This window comes from Pseudooceanicola lipolyticus (assembly GCF_002786325.1).
GTDB classification, from domain to species: Bacteria; Pseudomonadota; Alphaproteobacteria; order Rhodobacterales; family Rhodobacteraceae; genus Pseudooceanicola_C; species Pseudooceanicola_C lipolyticus.
In genome coordinates this window covers 1-14,030 of record NZ_PGTB01000111.1, presented here as the reverse complement: position 1 = coordinate 14,030, position 14,030 = coordinate 1, and the positions used below count along the sequence as shown (strand labels likewise).

Annotated in this window: 17 protein-coding genes and 1 pseudogene; 13 read left to right on the top strand and 5 right to left on the bottom strand. The window is 67.1% G+C overall.

The window, feature by feature from the left end; all coding sequences use genetic code 11:
• Positions 1 to 332, bottom strand: a pseudogene (locus tag CVM52_RS18695) (xanthine dehydrogenase family protein molybdopterin-binding subunit); the annotation flags it as partial.
• Positions 333 to 452: 120 nt separating this feature from the next.
• Between CVM52_RS18695 and CVM52_RS18690 the strand changes: the two are divergent.
• The gene (locus CVM52_RS18690; protein ID WP_172721043.1) at positions 453 to 1,562 is read left to right on the top strand and encodes an AbrB family transcriptional regulator; all 1,110 of its coding nucleotides are present in this window, start codon (positions 453 to 455) and stop codon (positions 1,560 to 1,562) included.
• A gap of 45 nt (positions 1,563 to 1,607) precedes the next feature.
• On the opposite strand, the gene gph is transcribed toward CVM52_RS18690, so the two are convergent.
• Together gph and CVM52_RS18680 are read right to left on the bottom strand one after the other, a co-directional pair.
• The gene (gene gph / locus CVM52_RS18685; RefSeq protein WP_100163952.1) at positions 1,608 to 2,246 is read right to left on the bottom strand and encodes a phosphoglycolate phosphatase; all 639 of its coding nucleotides are present in this window, start codon (positions 2,244 to 2,246) and stop codon (positions 1,608 to 1,610) included.
• Between the two features lie 10 nt (positions 2,247 to 2,256).
• On the bottom strand, positions 2,257 to 2,742 hold the full coding sequence (locus CVM52_RS18680; RefSeq protein WP_100163951.1) for a MarR family winged helix-turn-helix transcriptional regulator: 486 nt from the start codon (positions 2,740 to 2,742) through the stop codon (positions 2,257 to 2,259).
• Between the two features lie 254 nt (positions 2,743 to 2,996).
• Between CVM52_RS18680 and ectA the strand changes: the two genes are divergently transcribed.
• From ectA to CVM52_RS18660, 4 genes are read left to right on the top strand one after another with little or no spacing between them, the layout of a single operon-like run.
• Complete coding sequence (gene ectA / locus CVM52_RS18675; RefSeq protein WP_100163950.1) at positions 2,997 to 3,530, top strand: diaminobutyrate acetyltransferase; 534 nt, start codon at positions 2,997 to 2,999, stop codon at positions 3,528 to 3,530.
• Between the two features lie 60 nt (positions 3,531 to 3,590).
• The gene (gene ectB, locus CVM52_RS18670) at positions 3,591 to 4,880 is read left to right on the top strand and encodes a diaminobutyrate--2-oxoglutarate transaminase (protein ID WP_205964986.1); all 1,290 of its coding nucleotides are present in this window, start codon (positions 3,591 to 3,593) and stop codon (positions 4,878 to 4,880) included.
• Between the two features lie 5 nt (positions 4,881 to 4,885).
• Positions 4,886 to 5,287 carry an ectoine synthase gene (locus CVM52_RS18665; RefSeq protein WP_100163949.1) on the top strand — a complete coding sequence of 134 codons (402 nt, stop codon included), beginning with the start codon at positions 4,886 to 4,888 and terminating at the stop codon, positions 5,285 to 5,287.
• A gap of 3 nt (positions 5,288 to 5,290) precedes the next feature.
• Complete coding sequence (locus tag CVM52_RS18660; RefSeq protein ID WP_100163948.1) at positions 5,291 to 6,709, top strand: aspartate kinase; 1,419 nt, start codon at positions 5,291 to 5,293, stop codon at positions 6,707 to 6,709.
• Positions 6,710 to 6,786: 77 nt separating this feature from the next.
• Here the strand turns inward: CVM52_RS18660 and CVM52_RS18655 are convergent, their stop codons facing one another.
• Positions 6,787 to 7,671, bottom strand: coding sequence for a DMT family transporter (locus CVM52_RS18655; protein ID WP_100163947.1), 885 nt, complete (start codon positions 7,669 to 7,671; stop codon positions 6,787 to 6,789).
• Positions 7,671 to 8,546 carry a LysR family transcriptional regulator gene (locus CVM52_RS18650; protein ID WP_100163946.1) on the bottom strand — a complete coding sequence of 292 codons (876 nt, stop codon included), beginning with the start codon at positions 8,544 to 8,546 and terminating at the stop codon, positions 7,671 to 7,673. The genes CVM52_RS18655 and CVM52_RS18650 overlap by 1 nt, the downstream gene beginning before the upstream one ends.
• Positions 8,547 to 8,668: 122 nt before the next feature.
• Here CVM52_RS18650 and CVM52_RS18645 point away from each other — a divergent pair, with 122 nt between their 5' ends.
• The 8 genes from CVM52_RS18645 to rimM all read left to right on the top strand — a co-directional run bounded on the left by CVM52_RS18645 (position 8,669) and on the right by rimM (position 13,901).
• On the top strand, positions 8,669 to 9,250 hold the full coding sequence (locus CVM52_RS18645) for an FMN-dependent NADH-azoreductase (protein WP_100163945.1): 582 nt from the start codon (positions 8,669 to 8,671) through the stop codon (positions 9,248 to 9,250).
• Positions 9,251 to 9,478: 228 nt separating this feature from the next.
• A complete protein-coding gene (ffh, locus tag CVM52_RS18640) occupies positions 9,479 to 10,987 on the top strand; it encodes a signal recognition particle protein (RefSeq protein WP_100163944.1) in 1,509 nt (502 codons plus the stop codon).
• Positions 10,988 to 11,078: 91 nt separating this feature from the next.
• Positions 11,079 to 11,591 (top strand): GNAT family N-acetyltransferase, encoded by a 513-nt coding sequence (locus tag CVM52_RS18635; protein ID WP_100163943.1) that lies wholly within the window; start codon positions 11,079 to 11,081, stop codon positions 11,589 to 11,591.
• The gene (locus CVM52_RS18630; RefSeq protein WP_100163942.1) at positions 11,588 to 12,109 is read left to right on the top strand and encodes a GNAT family N-acetyltransferase; all 522 of its coding nucleotides are present in this window, start codon (positions 11,588 to 11,590) and stop codon (positions 12,107 to 12,109) included. The genes CVM52_RS18635 and CVM52_RS18630 overlap by 4 nt, the downstream gene beginning before the upstream one ends.
• Before the next feature lie 61 nt (positions 12,110 to 12,170).
• Positions 12,171 to 12,467, top strand: coding sequence for a chorismate mutase (locus CVM52_RS18625; protein ID WP_240620998.1), 297 nt, complete (start codon positions 12,171 to 12,173; stop codon positions 12,465 to 12,467).
• A gap of 48 nt (positions 12,468 to 12,515) precedes the next feature.
• A complete protein-coding gene (gene rpsP / locus CVM52_RS18620; protein WP_100163940.1) occupies positions 12,516 to 12,893 on the top strand; it encodes a 30S ribosomal protein S16 in 378 nt (125 codons plus the stop codon).
• A gap of 73 nt (positions 12,894 to 12,966) precedes the next feature.
• Positions 12,967 to 13,386 (top strand): EVE domain-containing protein, encoded by a 420-nt coding sequence (locus CVM52_RS18615; protein WP_100163939.1) that lies wholly within the window; start codon positions 12,967 to 12,969, stop codon positions 13,384 to 13,386.
• Positions 13,383 to 13,901 (top strand): ribosome maturation factor RimM, encoded by a 519-nt coding sequence (rimM, locus tag CVM52_RS18610; protein ID WP_100163938.1) that lies wholly within the window; start codon positions 13,383 to 13,385, stop codon positions 13,899 to 13,901. Before CVM52_RS18615 ends, rimM begins: the two co-directional genes overlap by 4 nt.
• The last annotated feature ends 129 nt before the right edge of the window (positions 13,902 to 14,030 follow it).

The following is a 14,030-nucleotide window of genomic DNA, read 5'->3' as shown; positions in this document are numbered from 1 at the left end:
ACCGCCAGCGGCTCGCCCAGGTGGCGCACCCGGTCCACCGGCATCAGCGGCCGCGGCGTGGCCAGCCAGTCGCGCCCGTCCGGGCCGCGCACCTTCATGTCGACCTGCACCGGCCCGATGCCGTCCCCGGCCAGATCGGCGCCGGTCAGCACCGCCACCACCCCCGGCATGTCGCGGGCCTCGGACACATCCAGCGCGACGATCCGGGCCGAGGCCAGGTCGGCGCGCACGAAGGCGGCCACCAGCGCCGGGCCGGCGGTATCGTCACCATAGCGGCCCTGCCCGGTGAGAAAGCGCCGGTCCTCGATCCGGCCGCGGCGTAAGCTGTCCATGCGCATTGACCCTCTGGTGGAAAATTCCTACTCAGCGTTAATCATCCGGACCGGCGAGATTCAACCGCACGCGCCGGGGCGATGCGCACCTTCGCGCCGGGCAGAGAAAGCCGCAACCGCATGAGACAGTCCATCCGCATCGCCGGAGACGAGATTCATCTGCTGATGACGGCGATGGTTTTTGCCGTCGGCATCGCCGGCGGGTTCCTGGCGCAGCTGATCGGCGCGCCGCTGCCGATGCTGCTGGGCTCGGTCACCGCGGTGGGCGCAATCTCGATCTTCGGTTTCAAACCCGGTGGCCGGCCGCCGCGCATTCCGTTCTGGCTGCGCAACTTTTTCATCCCGATTGTCGGCCTGTCCATCGGCGCCGCCTTCACCCCGGGGGTCCTGACCGCGATGCGCGACTGGTGGCCGTCCCTGCTGGCGCTGCTGCTCTACATCCCGCTGTCGCATTATATCGGCTATCGCGCCTTCGTGCTGCTGGGCGGTCTGTCGCGCCCCACCGCCTATTACGGCGCGGTGCCCGGCGGCCTGCTGGTCTGTATCGCCATGGGCGAAGAAAACGGCGCCGACGGGCCGATGCTGACGGCGTTGCAATTCCTGCGGCTGATCCTGACCGTGATGCTGGTGCCGCTGGCCTTCACGCTGCTGTCGGGCACCTCGGTGGGCACCGCCGCCGGTGCGGTGATCGGCCAGACCGAAGGCGCCTTTACCGCCTCCGAGATCTTCTGGCAGGTCGCCCTGGGCGTGGCCGGCTATTTCGGCGGCCGGCGGCTGGACCTGCCGGCCTTCATGATCACCGGGCCGATCCTGGCCTCGGGGCTGGGCCACCTGACCGGCCTGTTGCAGGCGGCACCGCCCGGCTGGCTGATCCAGGTCACCCAACTGGTGATCGGCGTGTCGCTGGGCACCCGCTTTGTCGGCATGGGCGGGCGCACCTTTTTCAAGGCGTTCTGGCTGGCGCTGCTGAATATCGGCTTCACCATGATCCTTGCCATTGGCGCCGCCCTGCTGCTGCATGGCGTGGTCGGCGAGCGGTTCGAGGCGGTGGTTCTGGCCTTTGCCCCCGGTGGCTTGGCCGAGATGTCGCTGGTGGCGGTGTCGCTGCAGATCTCGGTGATCTATGTCAGCGCCCATCACGTGGCGCGGATCCTGCTGTCGGTCACCTTTGCCCGGCTGTTTGCGCGTTTCATCCCGCCCGAGGACGACCCCGGACCGGCCTATCGCTAGGTTACAGCGCTCTCCGCTGCTCCATCGCAGTCCCGACCCAGGGCCCTAAGATGCGCCGACCAACCCCGGCAAGGCGTCAAAGGCAGAAAACGCCGCCGCATGCGGGATCGCCGCGACCGGTGATTTGCGATAGCCGCCGGTGAACAGCAGGAACCGGATGCCGGCGCGCTGCGCCGTTTCGGCATCGACCTCGCTGTCGCCGACATAAAGGCATGGCCCGGCGCCCAGCGCCGCAAAGGCCTGGTGCAAGGGTGCCGGGTCGGGTTTGCGGGTGGCTGCACTGTCGCCGCCCACCACCGTGGCAAAGCCGTCCAGCAGGCCCAGATGCGCCAGCACCGCGCGCGCCGGGCGCGCAGGCTTGTTGGTGCAGATGCCCAGGGCATGGCCCGCCGCCGCCAGCGCCCGCAGCGCCGCCACCACGCCGGGATAGGGCCGGGTCAGGTCGACCGCGGTCTCGTATCCGGCGGAGAATTCGGCCAGCAGAGCCGCCTGTTCGCGCTCCGGCAAGGCGCGCGCCTGGCGCATCTTTTCGACAAACACCGCCGCGCCATTGCCGATAAAGCTGTGCGTTTCCGCCAGGGCCAGCGGCGCGCAGCCGCGATCGGCCAGCAACCGGTTGGCCAGCGCCCGGATATCCGGCGCGCTGTCGATCAGCGTGCCGTCGAGGTCGAAGACAATCCGCATCGGCGCCGGGCTAGCCCCGCTTTCTGGGGGCGTGGATCTCGCCCGTGGTCAGCACCGGCGAGGCGTCCAGCCCCTCGGCATTCAGCATCGCCGCCACCCGCTCGAGCGACGAGACCAGCTGTGCCTGTTCCCAGTCCTCCAGCCGGTCGAAGGCGCGGACATAGCGTTGTTGCAGCGCGTCGGGCACGTTTTCCAGCGTCGCGCGCCCGGCCTCGGACGCCACCACATTGGTCTGCCGCCGGTCCGCCTCGGACGGGAGGCGCTGCACGAAGCCGCGCGCCACCAGTTTGTCGACCAGCGCGGTTACCGTCGCCTGGCTGACCCCCATCTGAGTCGCCAGCGCCTTGGGCGTGACGCTGAGCCGCCCGGCCACGATCTGCAACACCCGCAATTGCGCCGGGGTCAGGCCGGCCGCCTGGGCCAGATCCCGCTCATACAGCTCGGTTGCCCGCAGAATGCGGCGCAGCGCGATCAGGCTTTCATCGGTGCGGTCCATCGGCTCTCCGGTGCTGGCGGCTATGATGCCACATAGAGCCAAATTGCCGCAATCCACAATGGGTTGGGAACTTATTTCGATCTTCGAAGTTGTTCCCCAAAACCCATCGCCATGCGAAGCAATTCGCGCAACAGAACAACACCGTTATGTGCCTGAAAATGTCACATTTACTAAATATAATTGGTTTAGGTTGAAAACCGCGACCGACCCGATTACTTAGACAACCGAACAAAATAAGAAGAGGCCGCCTGCCAATGCCGAACGAGACAGACAAACCCCGAACCGGAACGCCCCGTCTGCGCAAACCTGATGCGACGGATGGGGCCGATATCTGGGCGCTGGTCCGCGCCTGCAAACCGCTCGACGAAAACTCGATGTACTGCAATCTGGTACAGGCCGATCATTTCCGCGACACCTGCGTGCTGGCGGAACTGGACGGTGAGGTCGTCGGCTGGATCTCGGGCCACATGATTCCGAACGAGGATGCGCTGTTTGTCTGGCAGGTGGCCGTCAGCCCCAAGGCCCGCGGCCTTGGCCTGGGCCGCAAGATGCTGTCCGAGCTGCTGGCGCGCGACGCCTGCAGCGGGGCCGAGGCCCTGAAAACCACCATCACCAAGGACAACGACGCCTCCTGGGCGCTGTTCCGCAGCTTTGCCCGCAAGGTGGGCGGCGACTTGGACGATGCGCCGCATTTCGAAAGCGATGCGCATTTCGATGGTCAGCACGCCACCGAGCATATGGTGACGATCTCGTTGCCGCAGGAGCCGCGCCTCGCGCGTGCCGCCTGACGCCGGCTGTCCGCCGCCGCATTTCCCCCAAAATTCTGCCTCCCGAAAGGAGTCCCGATCATGCCCAAGGACATGACTGCCATTTCTGATATCTTTGAACGCCGCGAGAGCGAGGCCCGTTCCTATTGCCGTGGCTTCAACACCGTCTTCACCAAGGCCAGCGGTTCGATGCTGACCGACCATAAAGGGCGCAGCTATATCGACTTTCTCGCCGGCTGTTCGTCGCTGAACTACGGCCATAACGACCCGGATATGAAAACCGCCCTGGTCGATCACATCATGAATGACGGGCTGGCGCACGGGCTGGACCTGCATACCGATACCAAGGCCGATTTCCTGACCGCGTTCGAGACCCATATCCTGGAACCGCGCGGCATGGATCACCGGCTGATGTTTGTCGGCCCCACCGGCGCCAACGCGGTCGAGGCGGCGATGAAGATCGCCCGCAAGGCCACCGGCCGCACCAATATCATCGCCTTCACCAACGGCTTCCACGGCGTCACCCATGGCGCGCTGGCGGCCACCGGCAACGGCTATCACCGCGGCGGCGCCGGCACCTCGCTGAACGGGGTCACCCGGATGCCTTATGACGGCTATCTCGGTGCCGAGTTCGACACTGCCGATCTGCTGGAAACCATGCTGGACGACGCCTCGTCGGGCGTCGATGCGCCGGCAGCCATCCTGCTGGAAACCGTGCAGGGCGAAGGCGGCCTGAACGCCGCGCGCCCGGAATGGGTCAAGCGGGTGGCTGATCTGGCCAAGAAACACGGCGCGCTGCTGATCGTCGACGACATCCAGGCCGGCTGTGGCCGCACCGGGCGCTTCTTCTCCTTCGAAGAGATGGGCATCAAACCCGACGTGATCACCATGGCCAAATCGGTTTCGGGCTTTGGCCTGCCGATGGCGCTGGTGCTGGTGCGCCCGGAATATGACATCTTCGGCCCGGCCGAGCATAACGGCACCTTCCGCGGCAACACCCATGCCTTCGTGACCGCCCGCGTGGCGATCGAGAAGTTCTGGAAAACCGACGACTTCCAGAAGGAACTGGCCATCAAGGCCGACCTGATCGCCGAGGGGCTGGCCGGGCTTGCGCTGCTGATCCCCGGCGCCACGCTGAAGGGCCGCGGCCTGATGCGCGGTGTCGATGTCGGCTCGGGCGAGCTGGCTTCCGAGATCTGCGCCCGCGCCTTCCAGAAGGGCCTGGTGATCGAAACCTCGGGCCCCAATGACGAGGTGGTCAAGGTGCTTGCCGCGCTGACCACGCCAGAGGCGACGCTCGCCAAGGGGCTGAACATCCTGCTGGATGCAGCCCGCGACGTCGTCGAAACCGAAACCAAGGCCGCAGGATAACCGAAATGATTGTACGCGATTTCAACAAGATCACCGAAACCGAGCGCTCGCGCGTGGTGTCCGATGCCAATTGGACCAGCGTGCGGATGCTGCTGGCCGATGACGGCATGGGCTTTTCCTTCCACATCACCTTTCTCGAGGCCGGGTCGGAGCACACGTTCGAATACAAGAACCACTTCGAAAGCGTCTATTGCATGCAGGGCACCGGCTCGATCACCGATCTCGCCACCGGCGAGACGCACGAGATCAAGCCCGGCGTGATGTATGCGCTGGACAAGCATGACCGCCACGTTCTGAAGGCGACCGAAGAACTGGTGATGGCCTGCTGCTTCAACCCGCCGGTGACCGGCAAGGAAGTGCACCGCGAGGACGGCTCCTATGCCCCGGCGGAGGAACTGGTGGACTAAGCCATGGCCCATACTGTTGAAAAGATCGGCGGAACCTCGATGTCGCGGGTGAGCGAACTGCGCGACACGCTGTTCCTCAAGGACGACAATCCCTATGGCCGCATCTTCGTGGTCTCCGCCTTTGGCGGCATCACCGACCTGCTGCTGGAACACAAGAAATCGGGCAAGCCCGGCGTCTATGCGCAATTCGCCAATGCCGACAATGACCGCGGCTGGCACGAGGCGCTGGACCGCGTCGCCGATGCCATGGCCGAGGCGCATGAGGCGGTGCTGGACCATGGCGCCGATACCGAGCGTGCCGATTCCTTCGTGCGCGAGCGGCTGGAAGGCGCCCGCAACTGCCTGATCGACCTGCAGCGCCTGTGCTCTTACGGCCATTTCCGCCTGTCCGAGCATATGCTGCATATCCGCGAGCTGCTTTCGGGCCTGGGCGAGGCGCATTCCGCCTTCGTCACCACCCTGTTGCTGCAGCGTGCCGGCGTGAACGCGCGTCTGGTCGACCTGTCGGGCTGGCGCGACGATGCCGAGGTGTCGCTGGAAGAACGGCTGTCGCTGGCGATGAAGGATATCGACCCGGCCGTCGAGATGCCGATCGTCACCGGCTATGCGCAATGTGCCGAAGGGCTGATGCGCGAATTCGACCGCGGCTATTCCGAGGTCACGTTTTCGCGGCTGGCGGCGCTGACCGGCGCCCGCGAGGCGATCATCCACAAGGAATTCCACCTGTCCTCGGCCGATCCCCGGCTGGTGGGCGAAGATGCCGTGCGCAAGCTGGGCCGGACCAATTACGACGTGGCCGACCAGCTGTCGAATATGGGGATGGAGGCGATCCACCCCAAGGCGGCCAAGACGCTGCGCCAGTCCGGCGTGCCGCTGCGCGTCACCAACGCCTTCGAACCGGGCGATCCCGGCACCCTGATCGACGACCAGCCGGCCAGCGAAGCGGCGGCGGAAATCGTCACCGGCCTGGACATCATCGCGCTGGAACTGTTCGAACAGGACATGGTCGGGGTGAAAGGCTATGACGCGGCGATCCTCGATGTGCTGACCCGGCACAATGTGCGCATCGTCTCGAAGGTCTCGAACGCCAATACCATCACCCATTACGTCGACGCCTCGCTGAAGGCGATGCGCCGGGTGGAGAAAGACCTGGCAAAACTCTACCCCGCCGCCGAGATCTCGCTGGCCCGCCTCGCCGTGGCCTCGGTGATTGGCCGCGATCTCAAGGGCCTGTCGGTGCTGACCCGCGGCCTTGCCGCGATTGCCGAAGCCGGGCTGGAAACCGTCGGCGCCACCCAGGGCCCGCGCAATGTGGATGTGCAATTCATCCTCGACCGCGACGACCTCAAGGGCGCCATCCGGGCCCTGCACGAGGCCCTGATCGGCGACGCCCCCGGCGCCGCCCTGGCCGAGGCCGCCTGAGGGTTACCCCTTAGAAAACCGGGTGGGGGCGCGCGCCCCCACCCGCATGCCGTACCGGACGGTTCGGGCCGGTCAGGTCACGCCGCCTCGTCGCGCAGCAGCAGAAACAACGCCAGCACCGTCAGGGCGATCCCCACCAGGATCAGCGGCGGCGGCGCGCCATTGCCCAGCGCCAATTCCCAGATGATCACCCAGCTGGGCGTCAGATAGGTATAGGCCATCACCTTGGCCGAGGGCAGGTGCAGGGTGGCGTATTGCAGCAGCACGAAGCTGGCGGCGCTGGCCATCAGCGCCAGATAGATCAGGGTGATCCAGACAATCGGCCGCAGCCCGGCCCAATCGGTGGCGCGGATATCGGACCAGCCGAACAGGGTCAGCACGACGCAGCCCGCCACCAGCGTTCCACAGGTGAACAGCACCGGCGCCTCGCCGCGATTCAGCCGCCGCACCATTGGCGTGTACAGCGCATGCGCCACGCAGCCGAGGAAATAGATCGCCTCGCCACGCCCCAGGGCGAAGCGGCCCAGCGCCGACCAATCGGCGCGGAAGATCACCCACAGCGCCCCCGCGGCCCCGACGCTCAGCGCCAGCGCCATGCGCGGGGTGGTGACCTGGCGCAGCAACCACCAGCCGAACAGCCCCGACAGGATCGGCGTCAGGGTGAACACCGCCGCGGTACTGACCGCCGGCGCGGTTTTCAGCCCCTCGAACATCAGCACGAAATACAGCGCGAACAGCCCACCCAGCAGCAGATAGCGCCATGGCGCCACCAGCGCCGCGCGCGACCAGCCGGTGGTGACGCTGACCACCGCGGCGATCACCGCCGCGGCAATGGCAAACCGCGCCGCGTTGATCGCCGCCGGGGCGATCTCGTTGGCGACGATGGTGCCCAGCGAAAACGAGCCCGCCACCAGCGCCGAGAACAGCAGCATGGCCAGGTGGCCGCGCGCCTGCGGCCGCACTAGCTCCAGTCCCCCGCCCGGCTTTTCAGGAATTTCAGGAAGCTCTGCACCTTGGGGGTGCGGTGCAGATCGACATGGGTGACCAGCCAGACCGGCGCCGACCATTCGTCGCGCGGCTCCAGCACCTGCACCAGGTCCGGGCTGCGCCGCGCCTCGCAGACGCTCATGAATCCCAGCCCGGCCCCCGCCAGCACCGCCTCGCGCAGCGCAAAGCCGTCCATGCCGCGAAAGCTGACCCGCTCGCGCGGGACGTGCTGGTTCAGCCATTGCGCAAACGGCGCCCGGCTGTTGGCCTCGTCCATGCCGATGAACCAGTGCTGCTCCAACTCGGCCTCGCTTTGCGGCAGCCCCATGCGCTCGGCATAGGCCTTGCTGCCATAGAGCGCCACCGCCTGGCGCGCGAAACGCTGCACCACGTTGTCGGGCTGGTTCGGCGCGGCGCCGGCGCGCAGCGCCACATGCGCCTCGCCATATTCCAGCCGGAACAGCCGCGCCCCGGTCAGATAGCGCACGATCAGGCCGGGATGCCCGGTCTGGAAATCGGCCAGCGCCGGCACCACCACCGGCGCGTGTTCGGCCAGCGAGGTCACCACCAGTTCGCCGGTGACATCCTCGCCCTGCCCCTTCAGCCGCGCCACCAGCTGGTTGAACTGGTCATCGGTGGTCTGCGCCACCCGCAGCAGATCCTGGCCCGCTTCGGTCGGGGTATAGCCGCGCGGATGGCGCTGGAACAGCTTGACCCCCAGCCGTGCCTCCAGCGCGTCGATATGGCGGATCACGGTGGCATGGTGCACCCCCAGCACCTCGGCGGCGCCGCTCACCGTGCCCATGCGGGCCACCTGATAGGCGGTGCGTACCTCGTCCCAATTGTTCACCCTGCACCCCCATCTCTGTGCGTCAGCTCACATCTGATGCTCGTTTTCGGCCGTTGCGTTCGAAACTTCAAGACTCAACATTAGTCGCATCAGCTATTTCTGTTCACCCGATGGGATCTGACATGACCAAGACACTGCTTCATATCGACGCCTCCGCCCTGGCCGACCGATCGGTTTCGCGCCAGATCTCCGCCCGCATCGTCGAGCATCTGGCCCCGGCCGAAGTGATCCGCCGCGACCTCAGCGACCCGCTGCCGATCCTGACCCAGGACTGGATCGGCGCCAATTTCACCCCCGCCGATCAGCGCAGCGATGCGCATAAGGCGCAGCTGGCACTGTCCGACAGCCTGCTGGACGAGGTCGAGCGCGCCGAGGTGATCGTGATCGGCACGCCGATGTACAACTTCGCGGTGCCGGCCAATCTCAAGGCCTGGCTCGACCAGATCGCCCGCGCCGGGCGCAGCTTCCGCTATACCGAATCCGGGCCCGAGGGGCTGCTGACCGGCAAGCGCGTCATCATCGCCATTGCCACCGGCGGCACCGCGATCGGTTCGGATCACGATTTCGCCAGCGGCTATCTCCGCTTCATGCTGGGTTTCCTCGGCCTCACCGATGTCAGCTTTGTCACCGCCGACCAGCTCGGCACCCCGGCCGAGACCAAGCTGGAAGCCGCCCAAGCACAGATCGCCCGGCTGGCCGCCTGACCGGCACTGGCGGCCACGGCAGGCGCCGTGGCCGTCCCGCCGCGGCTTGACTCCGCCGCCGCAACCGCCTAAGCCGCCCGCAACTGTCCGGAAGCGTCACACCTTCCGGTCCCCGCCTGTGCGGGGATCGCCCTCCACCAGCGCGTTGCGCCCGTGGGGGCGTTTGTGCATTGAGCGTTCCCTGCCTAGATAGGGGGCAAAGGTCAACGGTGGCAAAGGAGCCGGCGCATGTTTGAAAATCTGTCCGAACGCCTTTCCGGCGTCTTCGACCGCCTGACGAAACAGGGCGCGCTCAGCGAAGAGGACGTCAAGACCGCGCTGCGCGAGGTGCGGGTGGCGCTGCTGGAGGCCGATGTCTCGCTGCCGGTGGCGCGCGATTTCGTCAAGGCGGTGCAGGACAAGGCCACCGGCCAGGCGGTGACCAAATCGGTCACCCCCGGCCAGCAGGTGGTGAAGATCGTGCATGACGCGCTGGTCGACACCCTGCGCGGCGAAGGCGACCCCGGCGCGCTCAAGATCGACAACCCGCCGGCGCCGATCCTGATGGTCGGCCTGCAGGGCTCGGGCAAGACCACCACCACCGCCAAGCTGGCTAAGCGCCTGAAAGAGCGCGACGGCAAGCGGGTGCTGATGGCCTCGCTGGACACCAACCGCCCGGCGGCGATGGAACAGCTGGCGATCCTCGGCAACCAGATCGGCGTCGACACCCTGCCGATCGTCAAGGGCGAGGATCCGGTGGCCATTGCCAAGCGGGCTAAGACCCAGGCCAGCCTGGGCGGCTATGATGTCTACATGCTGGACACCGCCGGCCGGCTGCATATCGACCAGGAACTGATCGCCCAGGCCGCGGCGGTGCGCGATGTCGCCAACCCGCGCGAGACCCTGCTGGTGGTCGACGGGCTCACCGGTCAGGACGCGGTCAATGTCGCCACCGAATTCGACGCCAAGATCGGCGTCACCGGCGTGGTGCTGACCCGGATGGACGGCGACGGCCGCGGCGGTGCCGCATTGTCGATGCGCGCGGTCACCGGCAAGCCGATCCGCTTTGTCGGCCTCGGCGAGAAGATGGATGCGATCGAGACCTTCGAGCCCGACCGCATCGCCGGCCGCATCCTCGGCATGGGCGATATCGTCGCCCTGGTCGAAAAGGCGCAGGAAACCATCGAGGCCGAACAGGCCGAGAAGATGATGAAGCGCATGATGAAGGGTCAGTTCAACATGAACGACCTGCGCATGCAGCTGGAACAGATGCTGAAGATGGGCGGCATGGAGGGCATGATGTCGATGATGCCCGGCATGGGCAAGATGGCCAAGCAGGTCGAACAGGCCGGCTTTGACGATTCCATCCTCAAGCGCCAGATCGCGCTGATCCAGTCGATGACCAAGAAGGAACGCGCCAACCCCGCCCTGCTGCAGGCCAGCCGCAAGAAACGCATCGCCGCCGGCGCCGGCATGGAGGTCTCCGATCTCAACAAGCTTCTGAAGATGCACCGCCAGATGGGCGACATGATGAAGAAGATGGGCAAGATGGGCAAAGGCGGCATGCTGAAACAGGCGATGAAGGGCATGTTCGGCAAGGGTGGCATGCCCGACCCGGCCAGCATGGATCCCAAGGCGCTGGAAGCGGCGGCGCGGCAGATGGGCGGCAAGATGCCCGGCGGCCTGCCGGGCGGCCTGCCCGGCCTTGGCGGCGGCGCGCTGCCCCCGGGGCTCAGCGGTTTCGGCAAGAAGAAGTGACGCTGATGGCTTCTTCGCTTCATAAATGCGCCGCTCCGCGCGGCCCAGCCGCGCCGGCGCGTCTTCGCGCCCGTTTGGCAGGAGCCGCCTGATGGAGATCCCGGTGCTGCAGACCGCGCGGCTGACCCTGCGGGCGCCGAAACTGGCCGATTTCGAACATTGGGCACAGTTCTTCGCCTCCGACCGCGCCGAGTTTGAACGCGGCCGGATGCCGCGCGGCCAGGCCTGGCGGGTCTGGGCCTCGGACGTGGCGGGCTGGAGCCTGCGCGGCTATGGTCCCTTCGGCCTCGATGACCGCCAGACCGGCGCCTATCTGGGCGAGGTCGGCATCTATCAGCCCGACGGCTATCCCGGCCCCGAACTGGGCTGGTTCCTGGTGCCGGCGGCCGAGGGGCGCGGCTATGCCGCCGAGGCGGCGCGCGCGGTGATGGGCTGGGCGCGGCAGAGCCTGGGGTGGGACCGGCTGGTCAATTTCATCGATCCGCGCAATGCACGCTCGATCGCTCTGGGCCTGCGGCTGGGCGGGACGATCGACCCCGAGGCCGAAGGCGAGGATCCGGGCGACGTGGTGATCGTGCATGACCTGACGAGGCTGGCGGCATGATCGAGGACGTTCCCGTGATCGAAACCGAACGGCTGATCCTGCGCGGCCCGGAAGAGCGCGATTTCGACGCCTTCGCCGCGTTCAGCGCCTCGGAGCGGGCGAAATGGATCGGCGGCCCGTTCCCGCGCGACCGCGCCTGGGGCGGCTTTCTCAACACCTTCGGCCACTGGGCGCTGCGCGGCTATGGCATGTGGATGCTGGAACACCGCGCCAGCGGTGCCACCGCCGGGCGCGTCGGCATGATCTTCAACGACGGCTGGGACGAGCCCGAGCTGGGCTGGCATGTCTTCGACGGCTTCGAGGGCCAGGGCCTGGCCTATGAGGCGGCGCTGGCCGCCCGCGCCTATGCCGCCCGCCACCAGGGGCTGGACGCGGTGATTTCGTATATCGTGCCGGACAACACCCGCTCGGCCGCGCTGGCGGCGCGGCTTGGCGCGGTGATCGAACGCGACGGCACGGTGATGGGCCATGCCTGCAAGGTCTGGCGCCACCCGCGCGTGGCGGAGGCCGCGGCATGAACCACGCATCCGCAACCGGCGCGCCTGTGGCGCCACATCTGACATCCGAAAGGCTGGGCCATTGACCGACGACACCACCCGCGCCGCGGAATTGCTGAAAGAGCACCGCGAAAGTATCGACCGGCTGGACGCGATCCTCGTCTACACGCTGGGCGAGCGGTTCAAACATACCCAGGCGGTGGGCCGCCTGAAGGCGCAATACGACCTTCCCCCGTCCGATCCGGTGCGCGAAGCACAGCAGATCGCGCGGTTAGAAGACCTGGCGGAAAAGGCCGATCTCGACCCGGAATTCGCCAAGGCCTTCCTGAACTTCATCATTCAGGAAGTCATCCATCACCACGAGAAACACAAATCGTAGGATGGGGGTGCCCCCCATCCACCCCAGCCATTCAAAGGAGACACAGCAATGGCCATGAAGATCAGACTCGCCCGTGGCGGCTCGAAGAAACGCCCGTTCTACCGCATCGTCGCCGCCGACAGCCGGATGCCCCGCGACGGCCGCTTCATCGAAAAGCTCGGCACCTATAACCCGCTGCTGCCCAAGGACAGTGAAGACCGGGTGAAGATGGATGTCGAGCGGGTGCAGCATTGGCTGAGCCAGGGCGCCCAGCCCACCGACCGGATCGCCCGCATGCTCGAGGCCGCCGGCCTGCGCGACAAGGCCACCCGCAACAACCCCAACAAGGGCACCCCGGGCAAGAAGGCCCAGGAACGCGCCGAGGCCCGCGCCGAGAAGGCCGCCGCCGCGGCCGCCCCGGCGGAAGAGGACGCCTCGGCCGAATAAGCCGGTTTGCCTCCGGCCGCGGCAGGACCCGCGGCCGGGGCCGACCTGGTCTGGTCCTGGTTCGGGGGTCGCCATGACACACTGGATCGGTGTCGCGCACCGCAAACACGCGCTGATCGGGCGTGCGCAGGGCTTTTGCGCCTTTTCGCATGGCAAGGAGGCCGCGGTGCGCCGGCTTTCGCCCGGGGATCTCTTTGTCTATTACGCCCCGCGCGAGGATTTTGACGGTCCGGCGGTCCAGGCCTTCGTGGCGCTCGGCCAGGTGGCGGAGGGCGATCCGGCGCCGATGGCGATGCCGGGCACCGATTTCACCCCCTTTGCCCGCCCCGCCCGCTATGAGGCGGTGGCGGAACTGCCGGTGCGCCCGCTGCTGGACGAGCTTAGTTTCGTGCGCAGCCCGCGCCATTGGGGCATGGCCTTCCGCCGCGCGCTGTTCGAGGTCAGCGCCGAGGATTTCGCGCGCATCGCCACGCCGATGAGGGCGGGCGCATGAGCGGCGAACTGATCTGCGTCGGCGCCATTGCCGGCGCCTTCGGGGTGCGCGGCGAGGTGCGCCTCAAGAGCTTTTGTGCGGTGCCCGAGGATATCGCCGCCTATGCGCCGCTGCTGAGTGAGGATGGCGCGCGCAGCTTCACGCTGGAGCTGACCCGGCCGATCAAGAACGGCTTTGCCGCCCGGCTGGGCGGCGTCACCAACAAAGAAGAGGCCGACGCGCTGCGCGGCCTGCGCCTCTATGCCCCGCGCGACCGGCTGCCGTCGCTGCCGGATGACGAATTCTACCATGCCGACCTGATCGGCATGGCGGTGGTCGATACCGGCGGCGCCGATCTGGGCGAGGTGATCGCGGTGCAGGATCACGGCGCCGGCGACCTGCTGGAGATCCGCGCGCCGGGCGCCAGTGAAACCGTGCTGCTGCCCTTCACCCGCGCCAATGTGCCCACCGTCGACCTGAGCGCCGGGCGCATCGTGGCCGACCCGCCCGAGGGGCTGTTCCAGGACCACGGCTGATGCGCCGGCGCATCGTGGTGCATGCCGGGTTTCACAAGACCGGCACGACCTCGGCGCAACAGTTCCTGCGTGCCAATGGCGCGCTGCTGCGGCCGCATGCGGCGCTGGTGCTGCCCTGGAAGCTGCGCC